Here is a 22,823-nt window from a genome sequence, read left to right on the forward strand (position 1 = left end):
TCAGAACTCCAATCCGCCTTCACGCGCGGCATCCGCCAGCGCCTTCACGCGACCATGATAGAGGAAGCCGCCGCGATCGAAGACGACCTGCGTGACGCCCGCTGCCTTGGCCACTTCGGCCAGCCGCTTGCCGACCTGCGCCGCCGCTTCGGCCGTCGCGCCAGCCTGGCCGCGCACGTCCTTGTCGAGCGTCGAGGCTGCGGCCAGCGTGTGACCGGCGGTATCGTCGATCACCTGCGCATAGATGTGCCGGCCCGAGCGGTGCACCGAAAGCCGCGGACGGCCGCCGGCACGCGCCTTGAGCGTGGTGCGGTTGCGGCGACGCCGCTTCTCGAACAGAGAAAGACCCTTGGTCATTACTTCTTCTTCCCTTCCTTGCGGAAGATGAACTCGCCATCGTACTTGATGCCCTTGCCCTTGTACGGCTCGGGCTTGCGCCAGCGACGGATCTCGGCGGCGACCTGGCCGACCTTCTGCTTGTCGATCCCGCTGATCTCGACGGTCGTCTGGTCGGGCGTCTTGATCTCGATCCCTTCGGGGATGTCGAAATTGACGTCGTGGCTGTAGCCGAGCTGCAGCTTGAGCGTCTTGCCCTGCGTGCTGGCGCGGTAGCCGACACCGGTGATGAGCAGCTTCTTCGAGAAGCCCTCGGTCACGCCCGTCACGAGGTTCTGCACCAGCGTGCGCTGCATGCCCCAGAAGGCACGCGCGCGCTTGGTGTCGTTCGCCGGCTGCACCGAGATGCCGCCATCGACCGTCTCGTACTTGATGTCGTCGGCGAGCGGCATGGTGAGAGTGCCCTTGGGACCCTTCACGCTGAGCTCGCCGCCCGCGATGTTCGCCGTCACGCCCGAGGGGACGCTTACCGGCTTCTTGCCGATGCGGCTCATCAGAAGACCTCCGCGAGCACTTCGCCGCCGACATTCTGCTCGCGCGCCTCGGCGTCGGAGAGAACGCCCTTGGGCGTCGAAACGATGGTGATGCCAAGGCCGTTGCGCACCTTCGGCAGTTCCTGCGAACCCGAATAGACGCGGCGGCCGGGCTTCGAGACGCGCGCGACGTGCTTGATCGCCGGCTGGCCTTCGAAATACTTCAGCTCGATGCGAAGGCCCGCGGCGGGGCCCATCTGCTCTTCGCTGTAGCCACGGATATAGCCTTCGCGCTGAAGCACGTCGAGCACGCGAACGCGCAACTTCGAGGCAGGCGTCAAGACGCTGTCCTTGCGCGCGCGCTGGCCGTTGCGGATGCGGGTGAGCATGTCACCCAGGGGATCGGTCAAAGCCATCTTCGGTCCTTACCAGCTCGACTTCACGACGCCGGGGATCAGGCCCTTGTTGGCCAGATCGCGCAGCATGACGCGGGCAAGACGGAACTTGCGGTAATAGCCGCGCGGACGCCCGGTCAGCTCGCAGCGGTTGCGGATGCGCGTCGGGTTGCCGTTGCGCGGGAGCTCGGCCATCTTCAGCCGCGCGATCAGACGCTCGGTATCGTCGAGCGACGTGTCGTTCGCGATCGCCTTGAGCTTCGCATACTTGGGCGCATACTTCGCGACCATCTTGCGACGCTTCTCGTTCTTGTTCACAGAACTCAGTTTCGCCATGACTTAAGTTCTTCCTTCCTTACGCGGCCTGCTTGGCTTCGTCGTCCGCCGCAGCCTGCGGGAACGGGAAGCCGAAGAGACGCAGAAGCTCGCGAGCCTCGTCGTCGGTCTTCGCGGTGGTGGTGACGATCACGTCCATGCCGCGCACCTTGTCGATGCGGTCATAGTTGATCTCGGGGAAAATGATCTGCTCTTTGATGCCGCAGGCATAGTTGCCACGGCCGTCGAACGACTTGGGGTTGAGGCCCCGGAAGTCGCGGACGCGCGGAAGCGCGATCGTGACGAAGCGGTCGAGGAACTCGTACATGCGCTCACGACGCAGCGTCACCTTGACACCGATCGGCATGCCCTCGCGCAGCTTGAACTGTGCGATCGACTTCTTGGCGCGCGTGACGACGGGCTTCTGGCCGGCGATCAGTTCCATCTCGGACGCCGCCTGGTCGACGCGCTTCTTGTCCTGCGTCGCCTCGCCCACGCCCATGTTAAGCACGATCTTCTCGATGCGCGGAATCTCGAGCGCATTCTTGTAGCCGAACTTCTCGGTCATCGCCTTGGCGATGCTGTCGTCGTACAGCTTGCGCATCCGCGGGATATACTTGTCCGCCATCAGATGGCCTCCCCGGTCTTGACCGCGACGCGCACCTTCTTGCCGTCACGGGTTTCGAAGCGCACGCGCGTTGCCTTGCCGTCGCCGGTCACATGCGCGACCTTCGAGACGTGCAGCGGCGCTTCCGAACGCTCGAGACCGCCCTGCGGCTCGGCCTGGCTGGGCTTCTTGTGACGCACCGCCACGTTGACGCCCGACACGACGACCTTGTCCTCGCGCGGCATCGAACGCACGACCTCGCCGGTCTTGCCCTTGTCCTTGCCCGACAGGACGATGACGCGATCGCCCTTCTTGATCTTTGCAGCGGCCATTACAGCACCTCCGGCGCGAGGCTGATGATCTTCATGTAGCCGCGGCCGCGCAGCTCGCGCACCACCGGGCCGAAGATACGCGTGCCGATCGGCTCTTCGTTCTTGTTGACCAGCACCGCGGCATTGCCGTCGAAGCGGATCACCGAACCATCGGCGCGGCGGATATCCTTGCGCGTGCGCACGATGACGGCGCGATGCACGTCACCCTTCTTCACGCGACCACGCGGAGCAGCTTCCTTGACGCTGACGACGATGACGTCGCCCACGCCGGCCGTGCGGCGCTTCGAGCCGCCCAGCACCTTGATGCACTGCACCCGCTTCGCGCCGCTGTTGTCAGCGACGTCGAGATTGGACTGCATCTGGATCATCGATCCGGTTCCTTCTCAACTGGGGTGGATACCGACCCAACCCCGCCTTGCATCAAACTGGCTCAGGCTTCCGCCGCGGCCGCAACTTCCTCGGGCGTCGCATGGGTGTTGACCCGCGCGATCACCTTCCAGGTCTTGAGCTTCGAGATCGGCGCGGTCTCCTCGATGCGCACGGTCTCGCCCTCGCGATACTCGTTGCCCTCGTCATGGGCGTGATACTTCTTCGAGCGGCGGATGATCTTGCCGTAGAGCGGGTGCTTCACCTTACGCTCGACGCTCACCACCACCGTCTTGTCGGTCTTGTCCGAGACGATCATCCCGGTCAGCACGCGCTTCGGCATGTCTTCGTCCCTTCCTTACTTCGCGGCCGAGCGCGCGCGCTCGGTCTGAAGCGTCTTGATGCGCGCGATGTCGCGACGCACTTCGCGCACGCGGCTCGACTTCTCGAGCTGGCTGGTGGCGGCCTGGAAGCGCAGGTTGAATGCCTCGCGCTTCAGGTTGCCCAGCTCCTCGCCCAGTTGATCGTCGCTCTTGACGCGCAGATCGGATGCCTTGGTCATGTTCAGCCCTCCAGGTGCGACGTGTCGCCGAGGCGCGCGACGACCTTGGTCTTGATCGGCAGCTTCATCGCCGCCCGCTCAAATGCCTCGGCCGCAAGCGGGCCGGGTACGCCGTCGAGCTCGAACAGGATGCGGCCGGGCTTGACGCGCGCTGCCCAGAATTCAGGCGCGCCCTTGCCCGAGCCCATGCGGACTTCGGCCGGCTTCGACGACACCGGAACGTCGGGGAAAATACGGATCCACAAACGCCCCTGGCGCTTGATGTGACGCGTGATCGCGCGGCGCGCCGCCTCGATCTGGCGCGCGGTGATCCGCTCGGGCTCCATAGCCTTCAGGCCATACGAGCCGAAGTTTAGGGCAGCGCCGCCCTTGGCCTCGCCCTTGATCCGGCCCTTGAAGGCCTTGCGGAACTTGGTGCGCTTGGGTTGCAGCATCGGACTTAGTTCCTACGGTCGTCGCGCGCCGGGCGAACGCCCGAGGTCTGCGATTCCATGTTGAGGCGATCGGTGGCCATCGGATCATGGCCGAGGATTTCGCCCTTGAAGATCCACACCTTCACGCCGCACACGCCATAGGCGGTATGCGCCTCGGCCTCGGCATGGTCGATGTTGGCGCGCAGCGTGTGCAGCGGCACGCGACCTTCGCGATACCACTCGCTACGCGCGATCTCGGCACCGCCCAGACGGCCGCCGCAGTTGATGCGGATGCCCTCGGCGCCCAGACGCATCGCCGACTGCACCGCGCGCTTCATGGCGCGACGGAACGCGATGCGGCGCTCAAGCTGATCGGCGATGCCCTGCGCGACGAGACGCGCGTCGACTTCGGGCTTGCGGATCTCGACGATGTTCAGCGACACCTCCGAGGCGGTCATCGAGCCGAGCTTCTTGCGAAGCTTCTCGATGTCGGCGCCCTTCTTGCCGATGATGACGCCGGGGCGCGCCGCGAAGATCGAGATGCGGCACAGCTTGGCCGGGCGCTCGATCACCACCTTGCTGATCGCCGCCTGCTTGAGCGTCGACATGATGTACTGGCGGATCTTGAGATCCTCCAGCAGCAGCCGGCCATAGTCCGCACCCTCGGCGAACCAGCGGCTGTCCCAGGTGCGGTTGATCTGGAGACGAAGCCCGATCGGATTGCTCTTGTGACCCATGGATCAGGCCTCCTCTTGCACTTCGCGAACGACGATCCGCAGCCGCGAGAACGGCTTGAGGATGCGCGTCGACTTGCCGCGGCCACGCGTGTGGAAGCGCTTCATGGTGATCGACTTGCCGACCGACGCCTCGGTGACGACGAGCGCGTCGACATCGAGATTGTGGTTGTTCTCGGCATTGGCGATCGCCGAGGCGAGCACCTTGCGCGCGTCGACCGCCATCGCCTTCTTCGAGAAGGCGAGAATGTTCATCGCGTCGCTCGCCGGCTTGTTGCGGATCAGCGCAGCTACCAGGTTCAGCTTCTGCGCAGAACCGCGGATCTGCGTGCCCACCGACAGCGCCTCGTTGTCGCCCACGCGACGGGGAGCCTTAGGCTTCGACATCAGCGCTTGCCCTTCTTGTCGGCGGCGTGGCCGGGGAAGAAGCGCGTCGGCGCGAACTCGCCGAGCTTCATGCCCACCATGTCCTCGTTGACCGAAACCGGCACGAACTTGCGGCCGTTATAGACGTTGAACGTCAGGCCCACGAACTGGGGCAGGATCGTCGAGCGACGCGACCAGGTCTTGATCGGGCCGCCGCGGCCACCTGCGTCCTGCGCGGTCTCGGCCTTCTTGAGAAGGCTGAGCTCCACGAACGGACCCTTCCATACCGAACGAGCCATCGCTTAGCCCTTCTTCTTCGCGTGACGGCTGCGGATAATCATCTTGTCCGTCGCCTTGTTGTGACGGGTGCGCGCACCCTTGGTCGGCTTGCCCCACGGCGTCACCGGATGGCGACCGCCCGAGGTCCGGCCTTCACCACCGCCATGCGGGTGGTCGACCGGGTTCTTGGCGACGCCGCGCGTAAGCGGGCGCTTGCCCAGCCAGCGGTTGCGGCCCGCTTTGCCGAGATTCTGGTTCTGGTTGTCGGGGTTCGAGACCGCACCAACCGTCGCCATGCAATCGCTGCGGATATAGCGCTGCTCGCCCGAGTTGAGGCGCACGATCACCATGCCGCGGTCGCGACCGACGACCTGCACATAGGCACCTGCCGAACGTGCGATCTGGCCGCCCTTGCCGGGCTTCATCTCGACATTGTGCACGATGGTGCCGACGGGCATCTGGCCCAGCTCCATCGCGTTGCCCGGCTTCACGTCGGTCTTCTTGCCGGCGATCACCTTGTCACCGACGCCAAGGCGCTGCGGCGCGATGATGTAGGCGTAGTCGGTCGCCTCGGCCGTGCCATAGTTCACCAGCGCGATGAACGCGGTGCGGTTGGGATCATATTCGATCCGCTCGACCGTGCCCTCGACGTCCCACTTGCGGCGCTTGAAATCGACGATGCGATAGCGCTGCTTGTGGCCGCCGGCGATGCCGCGCGACGTCACATGGCCCTTGTTGTTGCGACCGCCGGTCTTGCGCTTGCCTTCGGTCAGCGCCTTGATCGGACCGCCCTTGTGCAGGCCCGAGCGATCCACGAGGATCAGTCCGCGGCGTGCCGGCGAGGTCGGATTGTAGTTCTTGAGCGCCATGGTCAATTGACCCCCGTCGTGACGTCGATCGAATCGCCGTCCTTCAGCGTCACGATCGCCTTCTTGATGTCGGAGCGCTTGTAGGGAACACCCTTCCAGCGCTTGGTCTTGCCCTTGTGGACCAGCGTGTTGACGCCGACGACGCTCACGTCGAACAGCGCCTCGACGGCGGCCTTGATCTCGGGCTTGGAAGCCTTGCTGGCGACCTGGAACACAACCGCGTTGTGCTCGGACACCATCGTCGACTTCTCGGTGATGTGCGGCGCGACGATCACGTCATAATGACGGTTGTCGATCGCGGCCTTCTGCTTCTTAGCCATGGAAGCGCGCCTCCAGCTTCTCGACGGCGGCGCGCGTCAGCACCAGCGTGTCGTGCTTCAGGATGTCGTACACATTGGCGCCCACTGCGGGGAGCACGTTGACGTGCGACAGGTTGCGGGTGGCGAGCGCGAAACCGTTCTCGACCGTCTCGCCATCGATCACCAGCGCGGTCTTGCCGAAGCCCAGCTTCGAAAGCGTGCCCGGCATCGCCTTGGTCTTGGCTTCGGCGACCTTGAGGTCGTCGAGCACGATCAGCGTGCCGGCGGCCGCATGGCTCGAAAGCGCCATCTTCAGCCCGAGCTGGCGAACCTTCTTGTTCAGGCTCGAGTTGAAGTCGCGCAGGCGAGCACCGTGGGCCTTACCACCACCGATGAACACCGGCGCACGGCGATCGCCGTGACGGGCCGTACCGCCGCCCTTCTGACGACCGAACTTCTTGCCCGTGCGGGCAACGTCCGAGCGCTCGCGCGTCGGGCGGGCGGTGCCGCGGCGGTTGTGCAGCTGCCAGGTGACGACGCGGTGCAGGATGTCGGCACGCGGCTCGACGCCGAACACGGCATCGTTGAGCTCGAGCTCGCCCTTGTCGCTCGCGTCGAGGGTTTGAACCTTGACCTTCACGTTCAGCCCTCCTGGCCGTCGGTCGCTGCCGGCGCGTCGCTCTCGGCGGGCGTGTCGGCTGCGGCGTTGTTGTTGTCGGCGATCTGGCGAAGGCCGGCGGGATAGGGCGCATCCTTGTGGCGGGCGACCTTCACCGAATCCTTCACGATCAGCCAGCCGCCCTTCGATCCGGGCACCGATCCCTTGACGAAGATCAGGCCGCGCTCGGCGTCGGTGCTGACGATCTCGAGATTCTGCTGGGTGCGGTTACGGTCGCCCATGTGGCCGGCCATCTTCTTGTTCTTGAAGACCTTGCCCGGATCCTGGCGATTACCCGTCGAACCATGCGAACGGTGGCTGAGCGAGACGCCGTGCGTGGCGCGCAGACCGCCGAAGCCCCAACGCTTCATGGCGCCCGCAAAGCCCTTGCCCTGCGTGCGGCCCGACACGTCGACCATCTGGCCGGCGACGAAGTGATCGGCGCCGATCTCGGCACCCACATCGAGCATCGCATCGTCGGCGACACGGAATTCGCAGAGCTGCGCCTTGAGCTCGACCTCGGCCTTGCCGAAATGGCCGCGCTGCGGCTTGGCGGTGTTCTTGGCCTTGGCCGAACCCGCGCCGATCTGGACCGCGACATAGCCGTCACGGTCGGCGGTGCGCTGCGCAACCACCTGCACGTCTTCCAGCGCCAGGACGGTGACGGGCACGTGGCGGCCGTCGTCCCGGAACAGGCGGGTCATCCCCAGTTTCTTCGCGATCACGCCAGTGCGCATGACCTGTTGCTCCCATACAGAGGCCCGCGAACCGAGAAGCCGGTGCGCGGGCGTGCCCAACCCATGATGAAAAGCGTGCCCCGTCCCGGGCTGGCTGTCCGGCGAACCGGACGTGACGGGGAACGCTGTCCCGGCGGCTTGCGCCACCGGCGGTATTCCATTGTCTCTGTTCGTCATGCCGGCGGGCCGGCACCTCCTCGTGGTGGCGAGACGCCTTCCCCACGGAGCCCCCCGCTTTCGCGAGGGTGACGCGAATCCCCTCGGGGGCTCGCGGAAGCCGGCGCTTTAGGCCAGCTTGATCTCGACGTCAACGCCTGCGGCCAGATCGAGCTTCATCAGCGCGTCTACCGTCTGCGGCGTGGGCTGCACGATGTCGAGCAGGCGCTTGTACGTGCGCGTCTCGAACTGCTCGCGCGACTTCTTGTCGATGTGCGGGCCACGGTTGACCGTGAACTTGTCGATGTGCGTGGGCAGCGGAATGGGGCCACGGATGAGCGCGCCGGTGCGACGGGCGGTGTCGGCGATGTCGCCGGCGGCCTGGTCGAGCACGCGATGGTCGAACGCCTTCAGGCGAATGCGGATATTGTTGTCCATGTTCCCTACCGATGCGAAAGAGCGGGCCCCGCTACCGGGACTCTTGCTGGTTTACGCGACTGTCGATTTCGGCCCGTCCGTACAGACGTGCGGGCCTTCCATAAATAGGCAACGGCCGACCCGGTTGCCCGGGCCGGCCGCTTCCAAGGCTGGCGCCTATATTACTTCGAGATGCCGCTGACAACCCCTGCGCCGACGGTACGACCGCCCTCGCGGATGGTGAAGCGCTGGCCGACGTCCATGGCGATCGGCGCGATCAGCTTGACGCCGAGCGCAACGTTGTCGCCGGGCATGACCATCTCGGTGCCCTCGGGCAGCTCGATCGTGCCGGTCACGTCGGTCGTGCGGAAGTAGAACTGCGGACGATAGTTGGCGAAGAACGGCGTGTGGCGGCCGCCCTCGTCCTTCGACAGCACGTACACTTCCGAGTTGAACTCGGTGTGCGGCGTGATCGAGCCGGGCTTGGCCAGAACCTGACCACGCTCGACTTCCTCGCGGCCGACGCCGCGCAGCAGCGCGCCGACATTGTCGCCCGCCTGGCCCTGGTCGAGCAGCTTGCGGAACATCTCGACGCCGGTGACGGTCGTCTTGCGCGTGTCGTGGATGCCGACGATCTCGACTTCCTCGCCCACCTTGACGATGCCAGTCTCGACGCGGCCGGTCACCACGGTGCCGCGACCCGAGATCGAGAACACGTCTTCGATCGGCATCATGAACGGCTTGTCGAGCGGACGATCGGGCTCGGGGATCGACTCGTCGACCGCAGCCATCAGCTCGAGGATCGCGTCGTGGCCCAGCTTCTTGTCGCTGTCCTCGAGCGCGGCGAGCGCCGAACCGCGGATGATCGGAATGTTGTCGCCGTCGAACTCGCGCTTCGAGAGCTCCTCACGGATCTCCATCTCGACCAGCTCGAGGATTTCCTCGTCGTCGACCATGTCGACCTTGTTGAGGAACACCACCATCGTAGGCACGCCGACCTGCTTGGCGAGCAGGATGTGCTCCTTGGTCTGCGGCATCGGACCGTCGGTGGCCGACACGACGAGAATCGCGCCGTCCATCTGCGCCGCGCCGGTGATCATGTTCTTCACATAGTCGGCGTGGCCGGGGCAGTCGACGTGCGCATAGTGGCGATTGGCGGTCTCGTACTCGACGTGCGCCGTCGAGATCGTGATGCCGCGCTCGCGCTCCTCGGGCGCCTTGTCGATGTTCGCGAAGTCGACCGCGACGCCGCCGCCGGTCTCGGCGAGCACCTTGGTGATCGCGGCCGTCAGCGAGGTCTTGCCGTGGTCGACGTGACCGATGGTGCCGATGTTGAGGTGCGGCTTGTTCCGCTCAAACTTTGCCTTCGCCATGTTTCCCTACCTTCTGATTCAATTTCCCGGCCACCAAGGGGACTCGCGAGAACGCGGCCCCATAGCGGCTGTTTTCGGTTTGCGCCAGCCCGTGCGGGTGGCCGTTACGCCATCTTCGCCTTGACTTCCTCGGCGACGTTGGCGGGCACTTCGTCATAGTGGCTGAACTGCATGCTGTACTGCGCGCGACCCTGCGTGAACGAACGCAGCTGGTTGACGTAGCCGAACATGTTGGCCAGCGGCACGATCGCCTCGACCGCCTGCGCGTTGCCGCGCGTATCGGTGCCCTGGATCTGGCCGCGACGGCTGTTGAGGTCGCCGATCACGTCGCCCAGATAATCCTCGGGCGTCACCACCTCGACCTTCATCATCGGCTCGAGCAGCTTGATGCCCGCCTTCTGTGCCGCCTCGCGCATCGCGCCGCGCGCACAAATCTCGAACGCCAGCGCCGACGAGTCGACGTCGTGGTACGCGCCGTCGGTCAGGTGCACTTCGAAGTCGATGATCGGGAAGCCGATCAGCGAACCCGTCTCGGCAGTCTCGCGGAAGCCCTTCTCCACCGACGGGATATATTCGCGCGGAATGTTGCCGCCCTTGATCTCGTCGAAGAACTGGAAGCCCGAACCGCGCTCGCCGGGGATCACCGTCACCTTGACGCGGCCGAACTGGCCCGAGCCGCCCGACTGCTTCTTGTGCGTATAGTCGAGATCGACCTTGCGGGCCAGATACTCGCGATACGCAACCTGCGGCGCGCCGACATTCGCCTCGACCTTGAACTCGCGCTTCATGCGGTCGACCAGGATCTCGAGGTGAAGCTCGCCCATGCCCTTGATGATCGTCTGACCCGATTCATGGTCGGTCGAGACGCGGAACGAGGGGTCCTCGGCAGCCAGGCGATTGAGCGCGAGGCCCATCTTCTCCTGGTCAGCCTTGGTCTTGGGCTCGACCGACAGCTCGATCACCGGCTCGGGGAACTCCATCCGCTCGAGGATGATGGGGTTCGCCGGATCGCACAGCGTGTCGCCCGTCGTCGTTTCCTTGAGGCCCGCGATCGCTACGATGTCGCCGGCGCGCGCTTCCTCGATGTCCTCGCGGCTGTTGGCATGCATCAGCAGCATGCGGCCGATCTTTTCCTTCTTGTCCTTGACCGAGTTCAGATAGCCGCCCTTGGTCAGGATGCCCGAATAGATGCGCGCGAACGTCAGCGTGCCCACGAACGGATCGTTCATGATCTTGAACGCGAGCGCCGAGAAGGGCGCCTCGTCCGACGAGGGGCGCTCGTCGGGCGTCTCGCCGTCGAGCTTGACGCCCTTGATCGCCGGCACGTCGAGCGGGCTCGGCAGATAGTCGACGACGGCGTCGAGCAACGGCTGCACGCCCTTGTTCTTGAACGCCGAGCCGCAGACTACCGGCACGAACGACATGTTGAGCGTACCCTTGCGGATCAGCTTCTTGAGCGTCGCCGCGTCGGGCTCGTTGCCCTCGAGATACGCTTCCATCGCGTCGTCGTCCTGCTCGACGGCGAGCTCGATCAGTTCGCTGCGATACTTCGCCGCCTTATCGGCCAGCTCGTCGGGGATCGGCTGATATTCGAACTTCGCGCCCAGGCTCTCCTCGAGCCAGATGATCGCGCGGTTCTCGACCAGATCGACGAGACCCTTGAAGCCGCCCTCCATGCCGATCGGCAGATACAGGACGGCAGGCTTGGCGCCCAGACGATCGATGATCGACTGCACGCAGAAATAGAAATCGGCGCCGGTGCGATCGAGCTTGTTGACGAAGCACATGCGCGGCACGCCGTACTTGTCGGCCTGACGCCACACGGTTTCCGACTGCGGCTCGACACCGGCAACGCCGTCGAAACAGGCGACCGCGCCGTCAAGCACGCGCAGCGAACGCTCGACCTCGATCGTGAAGTCGACGTGGCCCGGCGTATCGATGATGTTGATGAGGTGCTCTTCGCCCTTGCCCTCTTCCGCACGCCACTTGCAGGTCGTCGCGGCCGACGTGATCGTGATGCCGCGCTCCTGCTCCTGCTCCATCCAGTCCATCGTCGCGGTGCCTTCATGCACTTCGCCGATCTTGTAGGACTTGCCGGTGTAATAGAGGATGCGCTCGGTCGTCGTCGTCTTGCCGGCGTCGATGTGCGCCATGATGCCGATGTTGCGATAGCGCTCGAGCGGATGGCTGCGGGCCATGGGATACTCCTGGTGCCGGCAATGCGGCGTGGGTGCGGACGGGGTTTGCGGGGCCTTTAAACCCCGCGTCTGGCGTTGAAAAGCCCATGCGCGCGGCGCACCGGACCATCTCGACAGACAATAATCGGGGGGCGGGCCAACACGGCCCAGCCCCCATATAGGTTACCAGCGATAGTGCGAAAAGGCCCGGTTGGCTTCGGCCATGCGGTGCGTGTCTTCGCGCTTCTTCACGGCGTTGCCGCGGTTGTTCGCGGCGTCCATCAGCTCGCCCGAGAGGCGTGCCGACATGGTGTTCTCGCTGCGGTTGCGTGCCGCGGTGATGAGCCAGCGGATCGCCAGGGCCTGCGCACGCTCGGGACGCACCTCGACGGGCACCTGATAGGTCGCACCCCCGACGCGGCGGCTGCGCACTTCGATGCCGGGCGCGATGTTGTTCAGCGCATCGTGGAACACGCCGATCGGATCGCGCTTGGCGCGCTGCTCGACGGTATCGAGCGCCGAATAGACGATGCCCTCGGCGACGGCCTTCTTGCCGTCGAGCATCACGCTGTTCATGAACTTCGAAAGAACCTGATCCCCGAACTTGGGATCGGGCAGGATGACCCGCTTTTCGGGACGACGACGACGTGCCATTTGATTTCTACCTCTTCACTTCAGCCTGGTGGTCAGATCGCTGACCGGCTTACTTCGGACGCTTCGCGCCGTACTTCGAGCGGGACTGCTTGCGATCCTTGACACCCTGGGTGTCGAGCACGCCGCGCAGCACGTGATAGCGCACGCCGGGAAGATCGCGCACACGCCCGCCACGGATCAGCACCACCGAGTGCTCCTGCAGGTTGTGGCCTTCGCCCGGAATGTAGCTGATGACTTCGCGCTGGTTGGTCAGGCGCACCTTGGCCACCTTGCGCAATGCCGAGTTCGGCTTCTTCGGCGTCGTGGTATAGACGCGGGTGCAGACACCGCGCTTCTGCGGGTTCTGCTCCATTGCAGGGACCTTCGACTTGGCCTTCTGCAGTTCGCGGCCCTTGCGGACCAGCTGGTTGATCGTCGGCATGAAGCCCTTCACCTTGCTAGTGGGTTACTTTGCTAGAGCCCTTGCGAGCGAATACGAAAACGACCCGGACGCGCACGCCCAGGTCTTTGACGTCTCCAACAACGTTCATCGCTTGTCGCATCGGCGCTTGCGGAATCGCAAAGCACCGGAGCGAACCGGCGCGCCTATACGCGCCGCCGCCTGACGGGTCAATGGGCGCTCAGCGCGGCGGCACGCCTGTCCCCGCCACCACCGCCCCGCCCTTGATGACGGTATCGGCGCGTTCGAGCACGGTGATGTCGGTGAGCGGATCGCCCGCCACGGCCACCATATCGGCATAGCGGCCCACCGCGATGGCGCCGACATCGCCCGAACGGCCGAGCGCCTCGGCGGCGTTGACCGTCGCCGATTGAATCGCCTGCATTGGCGTGAGGCCATAGCGCACCATCACCGCGAACTGCCGCGCATTGTCGCCATGCGGATAGATGCCGGCATCGGTCGAGAAGATCATGCGCGTGCCCGCTCGCGCGGCCTTGCGGAAATTTTCGCGCTGCTGCGTGCCGATGCGACGCTCCTTCTCGATATTCTCGGGCAGCACGCCGTTCTTCGCCCCTTCGGCCAGCGTGTACTCGGTATTGTAGATGTCGAAGCCTAGATAGGTGCCGCGTGCCTTGGCCGCAGCGATGCCGGCGTCGTCGATGAAGCTCACATGCTCGATCGTGTCGAACCCCGCCTCGATCGCCGCACGGATGCCTTCGGCGCCGTGCGCATGTGCCGCGGCTTTCAATTTCCAGAAATGCGCCTCGTCGGCGATGGCCTTGAGTTCCTCGGCACGGAGTTGCTGCACGCCGGGCTCGGTATTGCGGCTGAAGACGCCGCCGGTGGCACATGCCTTGATGACCTCCGCGCCATATTTGCGCTGCTCGCGCACACGTTTGCGCAGTTCGTCGGCATCGTCGCCGACGGCGGGCGACTTCCGCTGGAACGACGGCGGCAGGAACGTCTCGTCGCAATGCCCGCCGGTGGCACCAATCGAATAGGCGGCGGGCACGATGCGCGGGCCCTCGATCCACCCTTCCTCGATCGCCTGCTTCAGCCCCACATCGGCATAATTGTCCGAACCGACATTGCGTACCGTGGTGAAGCCCGCGCGCAGCGTGCGCGCCGCATTGCCCGCCGCCTGCGCGACCCAGAAGCTGTCGGTGAACTGCAAGCCCGTATAACCGCCATATCGGGGATTGCTCGTCAGATGGACGTGCATGTCGATCAATCCGGGCAGGATGGTACGTCCCGCAAGGTCGATCCGCTCGGCATCGGGCGGGAGGGCAGTGCCGCCGGACTGCGTGGTGACGGCCGTAATGCGTCCATCGGTGACGATGACGAGCGGCGCGTCGACGGTTCGGCCGTTCGTCACGTCGATCATCCGATCGGCCGTGATTACCACCACCCTGGGAGCGTTCTGCGCGCCGGCGGGAGCCGCCGCAACCACGGCGGCCACGGCCGCGAGAACCAGGCTACGCATCGACAATCCCCCCAAATGACACGCGATCATGGCGCTATGGCAGCGCCGGCTCAAGCCGTCATTTCAGCGGATCATGACCCCAGTTCATCAGCGAATAGCGCCAGTCCGAGTGCTTCTTGTCGGATTGCGGCCCCTGTTCGGCGTGCCGCGCGACATAGCCCACGACCTTGCGCATATGCGCATAGTCGTCATCGGTGAGGTCGGCTTTCTTCTTTCGCCTGATGGTCACGATCCTGCGGCCCGATGCATGGCCCACGCTCTCGCCGCCATCCTTCTGGCCGACACGCTTCGACTCGTCGGTAGCGAGCCAGTCTTCGAGTTCCTTCGGAGCCATATTCACGGCTTCGTTGAAATCGCGATAGGTCTCGTCGCAATCCTCGCTCACATCATGTTGCCCATCATCGGATCGGCCATGTTGCCGTCCATGGCATTGCCATCGGCCATCGCGTTGGCGATGTTCATCTGCTCCTCGCGCTGCACCTGCAACGGACCCTCGTTGTCGTTCTCGAACGCGTAGTTCGCCTGCGCGTCGTTGAGCACGACATTGCCGCTGTTGGTCGTGGCGATCTCGTCGGGCGATCCGCACGCGATCAGGCCGAGTGCGGGGATCAGGGCAAGCAGGGTAAGGCGCATCGATCAATTCCTTCGAGCTTCGGAGATACCAAGAACAAGCGGCAGCACTGGAGGTTGCCTCGCCACGGCAGGCGCCGTCTCAGCGTCCGCGGTCGGACGTTTCGTTGGTAATCATGCCATTGCCCGTCACATCCTCGGTCGACATGCCGGTGCCCATCGGCGTCGCTGCATCGCCGGTGCCGCCGATACTCCCCGATTGGGTGTTCGCAGCGGCAGGCGGCAGGGGCGAAGCGTCAGAGGCGCCGGCCTCGCCCGCGCGTTCACTGGAGGTGGCGGGTTCGGCAGGCGCATAGTCTACCGTGGCGCCGTCTGGCGCGGGCACTACGCCATTTCCCGCCGTCGCCTCCTCGCCCCCGTCGCCGCACGCAGCGAGCAGCAGAGCGGGCATCACGGCTGACAATATGCGGCGCATCGCAGTCCTCCTCCGGCAAATCGCTCGACCGATAGAACAACGATGCGCGCGCTAGGTTGCGTCAGATGTGCAGCGCCCTTCCATAGGCCGCGAGCACGCTCTCGTGCATCATCTCGCTCAGCGTCGGATGCGGGAACACCGTCTGCATCAGTTCGGCCTCGGTCGTCTCGAGCTGCTTGCCCACGGTATAGCCCTGGATTAGCTCGGTAACCTCGGCCCCCACCATGTGCGCGCCCAGCAGTTCGCCCGTCTTGGCGTCGAACACCGTCTTGATGAACCCCTCGGCCTCACCCAGCGCGATCGCCTTGCCGTTGCCGATGAAGGGGAAAGTGCCCGCCTTCACCTCGTAGCCGGCTTCCTTCGCCTTGGCCTCGGTCAGCCCGACGCTCGCGACCTGCGGGTGGCAATAGGTGCAGCCGGGGATGTTACGCGGGTCCATCGCGTGCGGGTGCACGTCCTTGTTGCCCAGCGCCTGCGCGATCGCCTCGGCGGCAATGACGCCCTCGTGGCTTGCCTTGTGCGCCAGCCAGGGGGGTGCGGTGATGTCGCCGATCGCCCACAGCCCGTCGATATTGGTGCGGCACATCGCATCGGTCTTGAGGAAGCCGCGATCGTCCATCGCGACCTTCAGCTCCTTCAGCCCGACATTCTCGGTGTTGGGCACGATGCCGATGGCGACGATGACATGGCTGAACTCGGCGTCGGACACCTTGCCCGCCTTGTCCTTGAGCTTGACGGTGACGCCCTTGTCGCCCGCCTTGAGATCGCTGACGCCGGCGCCGGTCAGGATCGTCATGCCCTGCCTCTTCAGCGACTTCTCGAGGAAGGCCGAGACATCGGCGTCCTCGACGGGCACGATGCGGTCCATCATCTCGACCACGGTCACGTCGGCGCCCATGTCGTTGTAGAAGCTGGCGAACTCGATGCCGATCGCGCCTGATCCGATGACGAGCAGCCTGGTTGGCATCTCCGGCGGCGTCATCGCGTGGCGATAGGTCCACATGCGCTTCCCGTCGGCGGGCGTGCCCGGCAGATCGCGTGCGCGCGCGCCGGTGGCGACGATGATGTGTTTCGCGCTCAGCGTCTCGGTGCCCTTGTCGCCCTTCACCTCGAGCTTGCCGGGCGCCACCAGCCGCCCCTCGCCCATGTGCACGGCGATCTTGTTCTTCTTCATCAGGTGCGTGACGCCCTGATTGAGCTGCTTCGACACCCCGCGCGAGCGCTTGACCACCGCCGCCAGATCGGCGCTGATCTTCTCCGCCGCCAGTCCATAGTCGCCGGCGTGCTGCATGTAGTGGAAGATCTCGGCCGAACGCAGCAGCGCCTTGGTGGGGATGCAGCCCCAGTTGAGGCAGATGCCGCCCAGCAGCTCGCGCTCGACGATCGCGGTCTTGAGGCCGAGCTGGCTTGCCCGGATTGCGGCGACATAGCCACCGGGGCCGCTGCCCAGCACGATGAGGTCGTAGGTTTCAGCCATCGGTTGCTCCGTGATTTCGATTGGTCCGCACAGGGATTGCACGGCTGATATTGCGTGTCGTCCAGACCGCAACTCCGATGCCGAAGAAATCGACATCGCGGCTCCAGATTTCGGCATCGAACGCAAGCGCAGTCGCCAGGACCGGCCAGTCGCTCTGTCCGCCCGCTTCCAGCCGTGCGCGGGCTTCGGCCTCGCAGTGGACGAAGGCGAATGGCTGAACCGGCGCGATCAGTTCAAGCAGCCCATCCACGCGCGCGGCCGCATCTGCACCCCGTCGCTGCGCGATGGCATGTTTCGCTTCGAAGATCATCGGCATCGGCGTCAGCAATACGCTCTCAAGCGCGATGTCGAGCAACAGCGGCAGCGATCGGCCAAGCATAGCGCTCACCATGACATTCGCGTCGACAACGAACGTCGGCATTCAGTTGGCCGAATCTAGCGGCGCTCCCCAGGGATCGAGCCCCAAAGCGGCGAGATCGACCTCGAGATCGACACCCTTGCCCTTCATGTCCTCCTGCCAGCGGCGGATCGCCGCGACGGCTTCGCGCATCCGCTCGGGATCGCGCAAGCGCGGCGTGAACGTGCCGACGATACGGCCATGGTTGGTGATTTCCACCGGCTCGGCACCGCGAGCGATTTCGCTGAAACGCTCGCGAAACTCCTTGATGCCCATCTTCACGTTTGCCGCTCCCAAAATATGTCACTGGAAGATACACAAATCGTGCGCACGCGTCCATTTTAACGACTTAGGCTCCGATCGCCCGCGGCCGCTTGGCCTCGTCGATCGCGACGAACACGAAGCGCGCCTGCGTGACGCGGCACTGCTCCTCCTGGTGCCGGTCGCGGCGCCATGCCTCGACTGCGATCGTCATCGAGGTGCGCCCGACCTTCACCAGATCGGCATAGACCGAAACCTCGTCGCCCACCGCCACGGGCGCGTGGAACACCATACCGTCCATCGCGATCGTCACCGCCCGGCCCTTCGAATAGCGCGCGGCGACGAGGCCGGCGGCCATGTCCATCTGGCTCATCAGCCAGCCGCCGAAAATGTCGCCATAGGCATTGGCGTCGGCGGGCATCGTCGTCACGCGGATCGCCGGCTGGCCCTCGGGCGGAATGCTCATTTCCTCAACCATGCGGCGACCGGCCCCGCCACGCCGCTACGAGCGGACGCACGCCGAGCACGATCACCACGCCCATCGCCGCCGCCGTGACGATCCGGATCGAATCGCGACCGATCGGATATGCCCATTCGGCGAGCGCGCCGATCGCCCATGCAGCCGCCAGCCCCAGCGCGATATACACTAGCTCGACGAGCACGCGCACCGCCGGCGCCCTGCCCTCACGCGATCATCGCGAGCGGGCTTTCGACCAGCTCGCGGAACAGCTTCATCAGCTGCGCGCCGTCGGCGCCGTCGATCGCGCGATGATCGAAGCTGCCCGTCGCCGACATGACCGTCGCCACGCCCAGCGCATCGTCGATCACGAAGGGGCGCTTCTCGCCCGCGCCCACCGCCAGGATCATGCCCTGCGGCGGATTGATGACGGCATCGAACTGCTTGATGCCGAACATGCCCATGTTGCTGATCGAGGCGGTGCCGCCCTGATATTGCTCGGGCTTGAGCTTGTTGTCCTTGGCCAGCCCCGCCAGCTCCTTCATCTCGGTCGAAATCTTCGACAGCGACTTGGCGGCGGCATCGCGGATGATCGGCGTGATGAGGCCCGAGGGCGTCGATACCGCGACCGACACGTCGGCACGGTGGTAGCTCACCAGCTGGTCGCCCAGGAACGTGACGTTGCACTTGGGCGTCGCTTCCAGCGCCACGCCGAGCGCCTTGATGAGCAGATCGTTGACGCTGAGCTTCACACCGCGGCTCTCGAGCCCCTTGTTGAGCTCGCCGCGCAGCTTGAGCAGCGCATCCAGCCGCACGTCGACGGTCAGGTAGATGTGCGGGACGGTCTGCTTGGCCTCGGTCAGGCGGCGCGCGATCGTCTTGCGCATGTTCGACAGCTTTGAGACTTCGTGCGGGATGCTGTCGTCGAACCACACGGCGGACGGCTTGGTGGGCGCAGGCGCGGCCTCGGGCGCGCTCGCCGTCGAAGCGGTTGCGGGCGCCTTGGCAGCCGACGACTTCGCACCCTCGAGATCGGCCTTGACGATACGACCGTTGGGACCAGAGCCCTCGACGCTCGCGAGATCGACGCCCTTTTCGGCCGCAATGCGACGTGCAAGCGGGCTGGCCTTGACGCGCGCACCGTCATCCTGCTTCGCGACGGCGGCGGGCTGCGAGGCCGGCGATTCCTTCTCGGCCTTTACCTCGTCCTTGCGCGCGGCATCGGCATCGGCCTTGGGCGCGCTGTCGGCCTTGGGCGGCGCGTCGCTCGCGGTCTTCGTCGGTGCCTCGACCGCACCGGCATCCTCGCCCTCTTCGGCAAGCATCGCGATGACGGTGCCGACTTTCACCCCATCGGTGCCTTCGGCCACCATGATCTTTGCGATCGTCCCCTCGTCGACCGCCTCGAACTCCATCGTCGCCTTGTCGGTCTCGATTTCGGCGAGCAGATCGCCCGATTTCACGCTGTCGCCTTCCTTCACCAGCCATTTGGCCAGCGTGCCTTCCTCCATGGTGGGCGAGAGGGCAGGCATCTTGAGTTCGATCGGCATGGGCTTCCCCGAAGGACTGGTTGGCGCTGGAACGCCTCTCCATCGCCATGTGTCCCGGCCGGGTCAAGGGGACGGGGTTGCGCGCAGGTGCGCGGCGCGCCACCTTCGCGTGCGGGGGAGAGCAACGGCCATGCGCACCTATCTGGTAGTGATCGACGAGAGCCCGGAAGCCGAGATCGCGATGCGCTTCGCCGCACGTCGCGCGGTGAAGACCGGCGGCAGCGTCGAAATCCTCGCGCTCATCCCCACGCCCGATTTCGTCCAGTGGGGCGGCGTGATGGCGACAATCGAGGACGAGGCGCACCAGCGCGCCGAGGCACTGGTGACGGGCGCGGCGGGCACGCTGCTGAGCGAATCGGGGCTGAAACCCTCGATCACCGTGCGCCAGGGCGAAGGCCCGAAGATCGTCCGCGAGATGATAGCCGCCAATCCCGACATCGCCGCGCTGGTGCTCGGCGCGGCGGCGAGCGGCCCGCCGGGCCCGCTCGTCAGCCATTTCGCCGGGGCGGATGCCGGCGCGCTGCCGGTGCCGCTGATGATCGTTCCCGGCAGCCTCGACCGCGATGCGATCGACCGGCTGAGCTGAGAAGCTCGCTTGCCAAGCCAGGCCGGCACCGCCACGCTGGCGCCATGCGCATCACCCTCACCGCTTCGCTGCTGCTCGCCACCCCTGCCGCCGCGCAGGACGCTCCCTCGCCACAGCGGCTGCGCGCCGACGTGCAGACGATGGTGGGCTTCGGCACGCGTCATTCGGCATCGACCACGACCGACCCGAAGCGCGGTATCGGCGCGGCACGCAAATGGGTGCAGGGCGCGTTCGACCGGATCGGCCGCGACTGTCGCGGCTGCCTGACGACCGAGACGATCGCGCGCAGCTTCTCCGGCCCGCGCGCGCCGAACGGGCTCGAGATCGTCGACGTGCTCGGCGTGCAGAAGGGCAGCGAGCCGAACCGTGTGGTGATCCTCGTCGCGCATCTCGACAGCCGCAACAGCGATGTGATGGACGCGTCGGGCGATGCGCCCGGCGCCAATGACGATGCATCGGGCGTGGCGCTGCTGCTCGAGGTCGCGCGCGCATTGTCGAAGCAGCAGCACCGCGCCACCATCGTCTATGGCGCGCTGTCGGGCGAGGAACAGGGGCTTTGGGGCGCCACGCTGCTTGCCGAGACGGCTCGCGAGCGCGGCTGGACGGTCGATGCGGTGCTCTCGAACGACATGGTGGGCAACACCGTCGGCCAGAACGGCGTGCGCATCGCCGATCGCGTGCGCGTGTTTTCCGAAGGCATCCGCTGGTCCGAAACGCTCGAGGAGCATCGCCGGCGGCGTGGCGAGGGCGGCGAGGATGACGGCCCGAGCCGCGCGCTCGCCAAGGCGATCCGCCAGACCGCGGCAGCAATGCCCGGCGCGCTCGAGGTGTTCGCGGTGCGCCGGCCCGACCGCTTCGGCCGCGGCGGCGATCACGAGGCGTTTCTGCGGCTGGGCTATCCAGCCGTGCGCTTCACCGTGGCGGCGGAGAATTACGATCAGCAGCACCAGGATCTGCGCACCGAGAACGGTCGCGTCTATGGCGACACCATCGACAAGATGGACTTCGATTATGCCGCCAAAGTCACCGCCATCAATATCGCGGTGGCGCGTCGGCTGGCCGATGCGCCGTCGGCACCCACCGGCGTCAGCGTCGACGGTGCGGTGAGTACCGATTCGACCGTGCAGTGGGCGTCGGTGCCGGGCGCTGCCGGCTATCGCATCCATTGGCGGCGCAACGATGAGCAGGACTGGACCGATCACCGCGACGTCGCCGCGGGCGCGACCAGCATCGTCCTGAAGAACGTGATCGTCGACGATCATTTCTTCGGCGTGTCGGCGCTCGCCGAAGACGGCAGCGAGAGCCTCGTCGCGTTCGCCGGCCGGACCGTTCCGCAAACGGTGCCCGGCTCGACGACGCGATAGGTCAGGCGCGACCTCAGCGGCGGCGCAGCGCCTTTCCGTGGCGCGGCGCATAATGATGCGTCACGTGGCTGGTGGCGGGATAGCTGATCGTCACCGTGGTGGTGGTGACGGGCGGATAATACCAGCCGCCCGCAACATAGCCCGGCTGCGTGACGACGGTGCTGCACGAATGGCTGCACTGGACCGGCGGCGCGCTGTGATAGGCGTGCGGCTGCGGCGCGCCATGGTGCACCCACGCCTGCTGCGGCGCATGATGCGTGACGTGCCGCTCCTCATACCGATAGTCGGCGCCATGCCCGCCGTCGTACGGCGTCGCCAGCTCGGCATGATCGATGCGGTCCCCCGGCAGCGGCTGCACGACCTCGCGCCGATCGCCCCACGCGACCTGCGGGGCGGGCGGCGGGCCGGCATGGTGCTGCGGCGGCGGACCTGCATAAGCGGGCGGCGGCGGCGCCGCCGCGCGGCGGCGATCCTGCGCGCTGCCGATCGCGGCACCCGCGATCGCGCCCGCACCGCCGCCGATCAGCGCGCCGGGCAGCCGGTTGCCCGGACCCGCGATCGCGCCGCCAGCGATGGCGCCCACCGCCCCGCCGACGACAGCACCCGTGGTGGTGCCGCTGCGCGAAGGCGGCGGAGGGGGCGGCGCGGTTGCCGCAGCATAGCCCTCGTCGAAATAATAGCGGCCGTTGTCGTAGCGGCTGGCATAGTCCTGCTCGCTATAGTCGCCGGGATAGTCCCAATAGGCGTCCTCGCGGTTCCATTCGATGCCGCTGACCGAATCGATCACGCGGCCCTGCTGATCGATCAGCACGGCATCGTCATAATAGCGATACCAGTTCTGGCCATAGCCGGGGGCAGCCAGACCGAAGCTGGCAAAATCGGCGATGTAGAAACTCGGCGCCACCCAATATTGCGGCATAACCCAGCCGCGCACGGGCGCGCGATACGCCGCCCAGCCGCCCGGCGCGCGCCAGCCGCCATGCCAGCGTCCGTTGAAGCGCTGCCCCCAGCGCGTCCAGCGCATCGGCTGGCCGGGGCGGACATGCCCGCGATGCATCGTCTGCATCCGCTGCATCGAAGGCGTGCGCATGCCGCGCTGGCCATCGGCCGCATCCATGGCGGCGGGCGCGGCGCCGAGCGCCAGCGCGGTGAGGAAAAGCGTCTGCATCGTTCCGGCTCCTGCCCT

35 protein-coding genes are annotated in these 22,823 nt (G+C 65.9%); 2 read left to right on the forward strand and 33 right to left on the reverse strand.

The features are described 5' to 3' along the window. The 32 genes from rplR to FBR43_RS01170 form a co-directional block, all read right to left on the reverse strand. The gene (gene rplR, locus FBR43_RS01015; RefSeq protein WP_136941381.1) at nt 1–357 is read right to left on the reverse strand and encodes a 50S ribosomal protein L18; all 357 of its coding nucleotides are present in this window, start codon (nt 355–357) and stop codon (nt 1–3) included. Further along, nucleotides 357–890: a 50S ribosomal protein L6 gene (gene rplF, locus FBR43_RS01020; RefSeq protein ID WP_136941382.1), complete on the reverse strand. Its 534-nt coding sequence runs from the start codon at nt 888–890 to the stop codon at nt 357–359. Before rplF ends, rplR begins: the two co-directional genes overlap by 1 nt. Beyond that, nucleotides 890–1,285: a 30S ribosomal protein S8 gene (gene rpsH, locus FBR43_RS01025; RefSeq protein WP_136941383.1), complete on the reverse strand. Its 396-nt coding sequence runs from the start codon at nt 1,283–1,285 to the stop codon at nt 890–892. Before rpsH ends, rplF begins: the two co-directional genes overlap by 1 nt. 9 nt (nt 1,286–1,294) lie before the next feature. Beyond that, nucleotides 1,295–1,600 carry a 30S ribosomal protein S14 gene (rpsN, locus tag FBR43_RS01030; RefSeq protein ID WP_136941384.1) on the reverse strand — a complete coding sequence of 102 codons (306 nt, stop codon included), beginning with the start codon at nt 1,598–1,600 and terminating at the stop codon, nt 1,295–1,297. Between the two features lie 19 nt (nt 1,601–1,619). Continuing rightward, nucleotides 1,620–2,207 (reverse strand): 50S ribosomal protein L5, encoded by a 588-nt coding sequence (gene rplE, locus FBR43_RS01035; RefSeq protein ID WP_136941385.1) that lies wholly within the window; start codon nt 2,205–2,207, stop codon nt 1,620–1,622. Next, entirely contained in the window at nt 2,207–2,518 is a 312-nt protein-coding gene (gene rplX / locus FBR43_RS01040; RefSeq protein WP_136941386.1) for a 50S ribosomal protein L24, read from the reverse strand. The genes rplE and rplX overlap by 1 nt, the downstream gene beginning before the upstream one ends. Beyond that, nucleotides 2,518–2,886 (reverse strand): 50S ribosomal protein L14, encoded by a 369-nt coding sequence (gene rplN / locus FBR43_RS01045; protein ID WP_136941387.1) that lies wholly within the window; start codon nt 2,884–2,886, stop codon nt 2,518–2,520. The genes rplX and rplN overlap by 1 nt, the downstream gene beginning before the upstream one ends. 62 nt (nt 2,887–2,948) lie before the next feature. Next, on the reverse strand, nt 2,949–3,227 hold the full coding sequence (gene rpsQ, locus FBR43_RS01050) for a 30S ribosomal protein S17 (protein WP_136941388.1): 279 nt from the start codon (nt 3,225–3,227) through the stop codon (nt 2,949–2,951). Between the two features lie 15 nt (nt 3,228–3,242). Further along, entirely contained in the window at nt 3,243–3,446 is a 204-nt protein-coding gene (rpmC, locus tag FBR43_RS01055; RefSeq protein WP_136941389.1) for a 50S ribosomal protein L29, read from the reverse strand. Between the two features lie 2 nt (nt 3,447–3,448). Further along, a complete protein-coding gene (rplP, locus tag FBR43_RS01060; RefSeq protein WP_136941390.1) occupies nt 3,449–3,880 on the reverse strand; it encodes a 50S ribosomal protein L16 in 432 nt (143 codons plus the stop codon). A gap of 5 nt (nt 3,881–3,885) precedes the next feature. Next, the gene (gene rpsC / locus FBR43_RS01065) at nt 3,886–4,596 is read right to left on the reverse strand and encodes a 30S ribosomal protein S3 (protein WP_136941391.1); all 711 of its coding nucleotides are present in this window, start codon (nt 4,594–4,596) and stop codon (nt 3,886–3,888) included. 3 nt (nt 4,597–4,599) lie between these two features. Further along, nucleotides 4,600–4,980, reverse strand: coding sequence for a 50S ribosomal protein L22 (gene rplV, locus FBR43_RS01070; protein ID WP_136941392.1), 381 nt, complete (start codon nt 4,978–4,980; stop codon nt 4,600–4,602). Continuing rightward, nucleotides 4,980–5,258 carry a 30S ribosomal protein S19 gene (gene rpsS, locus FBR43_RS01075; RefSeq protein WP_136941393.1) on the reverse strand — a complete coding sequence of 93 codons (279 nt, stop codon included), beginning with the start codon at nt 5,256–5,258 and terminating at the stop codon, nt 4,980–4,982. The genes rplV and rpsS overlap by 1 nt, the downstream gene beginning before the upstream one ends. Nucleotides 5,259–5,261: 3 nt before the next feature. Beyond that, entirely contained in the window at nt 5,262–6,107 is an 846-nt protein-coding gene (gene rplB / locus FBR43_RS01080; protein ID WP_136941770.1) for a 50S ribosomal protein L2, read from the reverse strand. 2 nt (nt 6,108–6,109) lie between these two features. Next, nucleotides 6,110–6,427, reverse strand: a complete 318-nt coding sequence (locus FBR43_RS01085; protein ID WP_136941394.1) for a 50S ribosomal protein L23 — start codon at nt 6,425–6,427, stop codon at nt 6,110–6,112. Beyond that, nucleotides 6,420–7,046, reverse strand: coding sequence for a 50S ribosomal protein L4 (rplD, locus tag FBR43_RS01090; RefSeq protein ID WP_136941395.1), 627 nt, complete (start codon nt 7,044–7,046; stop codon nt 6,420–6,422). The genes FBR43_RS01085 and rplD overlap by 8 nt, the downstream gene beginning before the upstream one ends. 2 nt (nt 7,047–7,048) lie before the next feature. After that, the gene (gene rplC, locus FBR43_RS01095; protein ID WP_136941771.1) at nt 7,049–7,801 is read right to left on the reverse strand and encodes a 50S ribosomal protein L3; all 753 of its coding nucleotides are present in this window, start codon (nt 7,799–7,801) and stop codon (nt 7,049–7,051) included. 285 nt (nt 7,802–8,086) lie between these two features. After that, a complete protein-coding gene (gene rpsJ / locus FBR43_RS01100) occupies nt 8,087–8,395 on the reverse strand; it encodes a 30S ribosomal protein S10 (protein WP_033921125.1) in 309 nt (102 codons plus the stop codon). 161 nt (nt 8,396–8,556) lie between these two features. After that, nucleotides 8,557–9,747: an elongation factor Tu gene (gene tuf, locus FBR43_RS01105; RefSeq protein WP_136941396.1), complete on the reverse strand. Its 1,191-nt coding sequence runs from the start codon at nt 9,745–9,747 to the stop codon at nt 8,557–8,559. A 104-nt stretch (nt 9,748–9,851) separates the two neighbouring features. Further along, a complete protein-coding gene (gene fusA, locus FBR43_RS01110; protein ID WP_136941397.1) occupies nt 9,852–11,945 on the reverse strand; it encodes an elongation factor G in 2,094 nt (697 codons plus the stop codon). 162 nt (nt 11,946–12,107) lie between these two features. Beyond that, a complete protein-coding gene (gene rpsG / locus FBR43_RS01115; RefSeq protein ID WP_136941398.1) occupies nt 12,108–12,578 on the reverse strand; it encodes a 30S ribosomal protein S7 in 471 nt (156 codons plus the stop codon). A gap of 49 nt (nt 12,579–12,627) precedes the next feature. Continuing rightward, entirely contained in the window at nt 12,628–12,999 is a 372-nt protein-coding gene (rpsL, locus tag FBR43_RS01120) for a 30S ribosomal protein S12 (protein WP_058716507.1), read from the reverse strand. Nucleotides 13,000–13,198: 199 nt separating this feature from the next. Then, the gene (locus FBR43_RS01125) at nt 13,199–14,500 is read right to left on the reverse strand and encodes a Xaa-Pro dipeptidase (protein ID WP_136941399.1); all 1,302 of its coding nucleotides are present in this window, start codon (nt 14,498–14,500) and stop codon (nt 13,199–13,201) included. A 58-nt stretch (nt 14,501–14,558) separates the two neighbouring features. Then, on the reverse strand, nt 14,559–14,885 hold the full coding sequence (locus FBR43_RS01130) for a DUF3140 domain-containing protein (RefSeq protein WP_249276388.1): 327 nt from the start codon (nt 14,883–14,885) through the stop codon (nt 14,559–14,561). Beyond that, nucleotides 14,882–15,133, reverse strand: coding sequence for a hypothetical protein (locus tag FBR43_RS01135; protein WP_136941400.1), 252 nt, complete (start codon nt 15,131–15,133; stop codon nt 14,882–14,884). Before FBR43_RS01135 ends, FBR43_RS01130 begins: the two co-directional genes overlap by 4 nt. A 79-nt stretch (nt 15,134–15,212) precedes the next feature. After that, nucleotides 15,213–15,545: a hypothetical protein gene (locus FBR43_RS01140; RefSeq protein ID WP_169542425.1), complete on the reverse strand. Its 333-nt coding sequence runs from the start codon at nt 15,543–15,545 to the stop codon at nt 15,213–15,215. A gap of 61 nt (nt 15,546–15,606) precedes the next feature. Then, nucleotides 15,607–17,022: a dihydrolipoyl dehydrogenase gene (lpdA, locus tag FBR43_RS01145; protein ID WP_136941402.1), complete on the reverse strand. Its 1,416-nt coding sequence runs from the start codon at nt 17,020–17,022 to the stop codon at nt 15,607–15,609. Then, nucleotides 17,015–17,443, reverse strand: coding sequence for a PIN domain-containing protein (locus tag FBR43_RS01150; protein WP_136941403.1), 429 nt, complete (start codon nt 17,441–17,443; stop codon nt 17,015–17,017). Before FBR43_RS01150 ends, lpdA begins: the two co-directional genes overlap by 8 nt. Continuing rightward, a complete protein-coding gene (locus FBR43_RS01155; RefSeq protein WP_136941404.1) occupies nt 17,444–17,701 on the reverse strand; it encodes a hypothetical protein in 258 nt (85 codons plus the stop codon). It lies immediately after the preceding gene. Between the two features lie 67 nt (nt 17,702–17,768). Beyond that, entirely contained in the window at nt 17,769–18,146 is a 378-nt protein-coding gene (locus FBR43_RS01160; protein WP_169542426.1) for an acyl-CoA thioesterase, read from the reverse strand. 4 nt (nt 18,147–18,150) lie between these two features. After that, nucleotides 18,151–18,342: a hypothetical protein gene (locus FBR43_RS01165; protein ID WP_136941406.1), complete on the reverse strand. Its 192-nt coding sequence runs from the start codon at nt 18,340–18,342 to the stop codon at nt 18,151–18,153. Nucleotides 18,343–18,364: 22 nt separating this feature from the next. Continuing rightward, nucleotides 18,365–19,687 (reverse strand): pyruvate dehydrogenase complex dihydrolipoamide acetyltransferase, encoded by a 1,323-nt coding sequence (locus tag FBR43_RS01170; protein ID WP_136941407.1) that lies wholly within the window; start codon nt 19,685–19,687, stop codon nt 18,365–18,367. A gap of 130 nt (nt 19,688–19,817) precedes the next feature. Here FBR43_RS01170 and FBR43_RS01175 point away from each other — a divergent pair, with 130 nt between their 5' ends. After that, the gene (locus FBR43_RS01175) at nt 19,818–20,273 is read left to right on the forward strand and encodes a universal stress protein (protein WP_136941408.1); all 456 of its coding nucleotides are present in this window, start codon (nt 19,818–19,820) and stop codon (nt 20,271–20,273) included. A 44-nt stretch (nt 20,274–20,317) separates the two neighbouring features. After that, complete coding sequence (locus tag FBR43_RS01180; RefSeq protein WP_136941409.1) at nt 20,318–21,637, forward strand: M28 family metallopeptidase; 1,320 nt, start codon at nt 20,318–20,320, stop codon at nt 21,635–21,637. A gap of 13 nt (nt 21,638–21,650) precedes the next feature. Here FBR43_RS01180 and FBR43_RS01185 read toward each other — a convergent pair whose 3' ends face one another. Then, the gene (locus FBR43_RS01185) at nt 21,651–22,805 is read right to left on the reverse strand and encodes an RcnB family protein (RefSeq protein ID WP_136941410.1); all 1,155 of its coding nucleotides are present in this window, start codon (nt 22,803–22,805) and stop codon (nt 21,651–21,653) included. Nucleotides 22,806–22,823 lie beyond the last annotated feature (18 nt).

This window comes from Sphingomonas baiyangensis (assembly GCF_005144715.1).
Lineage (GTDB): Bacteria > Pseudomonadota > Alphaproteobacteria > Sphingomonadales > Sphingomonadaceae > Sphingomonas > Sphingomonas baiyangensis.

Bases quoted from the DNA above. Each gene is read 5' to 3' on its own strand.
- rplR (WP_136941381.1), bottom strand. From the start codon at position 357: ATGACCAAGGGTCTTTCTCTGTTCGAGAAGCGGCGTCGCCGCAACCGC.
- rplF (WP_136941382.1), bottom strand. From the start codon at position 890: ATGAGCCGCATCGGCAAGAAGCCGGTAAGCGTCCCCTCGGGCGTGACG.
- rpsH (WP_136941383.1), bottom strand. From the start codon at position 1,285: ATGGCTTTGACCGATCCCCTGGGTGACATGCTCACCCGCATCCGCAAC.
- rpsN (WP_136941384.1), bottom strand. From the start codon at position 1,600: ATGGCGAAACTGAGTTCTGTGAACAAGAACGAGAAGCGTCGCAAGATG.
- rplE (WP_136941385.1), bottom strand. From the start codon at position 2,207: ATGGCGGACAAGTATATCCCGCGGATGCGCAAGCTGTACGACGACAGC.
- rplX (WP_136941386.1), bottom strand. From the start codon at position 2,518: ATGGCCGCTGCAAAGATCAAGAAGGGCGATCGCGTCATCGTCCTGTCG.
- rplN (WP_136941387.1), bottom strand. From the start codon at position 2,886: ATGATCCAGATGCAGTCCAATCTCGACGTCGCTGACAACAGCGGCGCG.
- rpsQ (WP_136941388.1), bottom strand. From the start codon at position 3,227: ATGCCGAAGCGCGTGCTGACCGGGATGATCGTCTCGGACAAGACCGAC.
- rpmC (WP_136941389.1), bottom strand. From the start codon at position 3,446: ATGACCAAGGCATCCGATCTGCGCGTCAAGAGCGACGATCAACTGGGC.
- rplP (WP_136941390.1), bottom strand. From the start codon at position 3,880: ATGCTGCAACCCAAGCGCACCAAGTTCCGCAAGGCCTTCAAGGGCCGG.
- rpsC (WP_136941391.1), bottom strand. From the start codon at position 4,596: ATGGGTCACAAGAGCAATCCGATCGGGCTTCGTCTCCAGATCAACCGC.
- rplV (WP_136941392.1), bottom strand. From the start codon at position 4,980: ATGTCGAAGCCTAAGGCTCCCCGTCGCGTGGGCGACAACGAGGCGCTG.
- rpsS (WP_136941393.1), bottom strand. From the start codon at position 5,258: ATGGCTCGTTCGGTATGGAAGGGTCCGTTCGTGGAGCTCAGCCTTCTC.
- rplB (WP_136941770.1), bottom strand. From the start codon at position 6,107: ATGGCGCTCAAGAACTACAATCCGACCTCGCCGGCACGCCGCGGACTG.
- FBR43_RS01085 (WP_136941394.1), bottom strand. From the start codon at position 6,427: ATGGCTAAGAAGCAGAAGGCCGCGATCGACAACCGTCATTATGACGTG.
- rplC (WP_136941771.1), bottom strand. From the start codon at position 7,801: ATGCGCACTGGCGTGATCGCGAAGAAACTGGGGATGACCCGCCTGTTC.
- rpsJ (WP_033921125.1), bottom strand. From the start codon at position 8,395: ATGGACAACAATATCCGCATTCGCCTGAAGGCGTTCGACCATCGCGTG.
- tuf (WP_136941396.1), bottom strand. From the start codon at position 9,747: ATGGCGAAGGCAAAGTTTGAGCGGAACAAGCCGCACCTCAACATCGGC.
- fusA (WP_136941397.1), bottom strand. From the start codon at position 11,945: ATGGCCCGCAGCCATCCGCTCGAGCGCTATCGCAACATCGGCATCATG.
- rpsG (WP_136941398.1), bottom strand. From the start codon at position 12,578: ATGGCACGTCGTCGTCGTCCCGAAAAGCGGGTCATCCTGCCCGATCCC.
- rpsL (WP_058716507.1), bottom strand. From the start codon at position 12,999: ATGCCGACGATCAACCAGCTGGTCCGCAAGGGCCGCGAACTGCAGAAG.
- FBR43_RS01125 (WP_136941399.1), bottom strand. From the start codon at position 14,500: ATGCGTAGCCTGGTTCTCGCGGCCGTGGCCGCCGTGGTTGCGGCGGCT.
- FBR43_RS01135 (WP_136941400.1), bottom strand. From the start codon at position 15,133: ATGCGCCTTACCCTGCTTGCCCTGATCCCCGCACTCGGCCTGATCGCG.
- FBR43_RS01140 (WP_169542425.1), bottom strand. From the start codon at position 15,545: ATGCGCCGCATATTGTCAGCCGTGATGCCCGCTCTGCTGCTCGCTGCG.
- lpdA (WP_136941402.1), bottom strand. From the start codon at position 17,022: ATGGCTGAAACCTACGACCTCATCGTGCTGGGCAGCGGCCCCGGTGGC.
- FBR43_RS01150 (WP_136941403.1), bottom strand. From the start codon at position 17,443: ATGCCGACGTTCGTTGTCGACGCGAATGTCATGGTGAGCGCTATGCTT.
- FBR43_RS01160 (WP_169542426.1), bottom strand. From the start codon at position 18,146: ATGAGCATTCCGCCCGAGGGCCAGCCGGCGATCCGCGTGACGACGATG.
- FBR43_RS01170 (WP_136941407.1), bottom strand. From the start codon at position 19,687: ATGCCGATCGAACTCAAGATGCCTGCCCTCTCGCCCACCATGGAGGAA.
- FBR43_RS01175 (WP_136941408.1), top strand. From the start codon at position 19,818: ATGCGCACCTATCTGGTAGTGATCGACGAGAGCCCGGAAGCCGAGATC.
- FBR43_RS01180 (WP_136941409.1), top strand. From the start codon at position 20,318: ATGCGCATCACCCTCACCGCTTCGCTGCTGCTCGCCACCCCTGCCGCC.
- FBR43_RS01185 (WP_136941410.1), bottom strand. From the start codon at position 22,805: ATGCAGACGCTTTTCCTCACCGCGCTGGCGCTCGGCGCCGCGCCCGCC.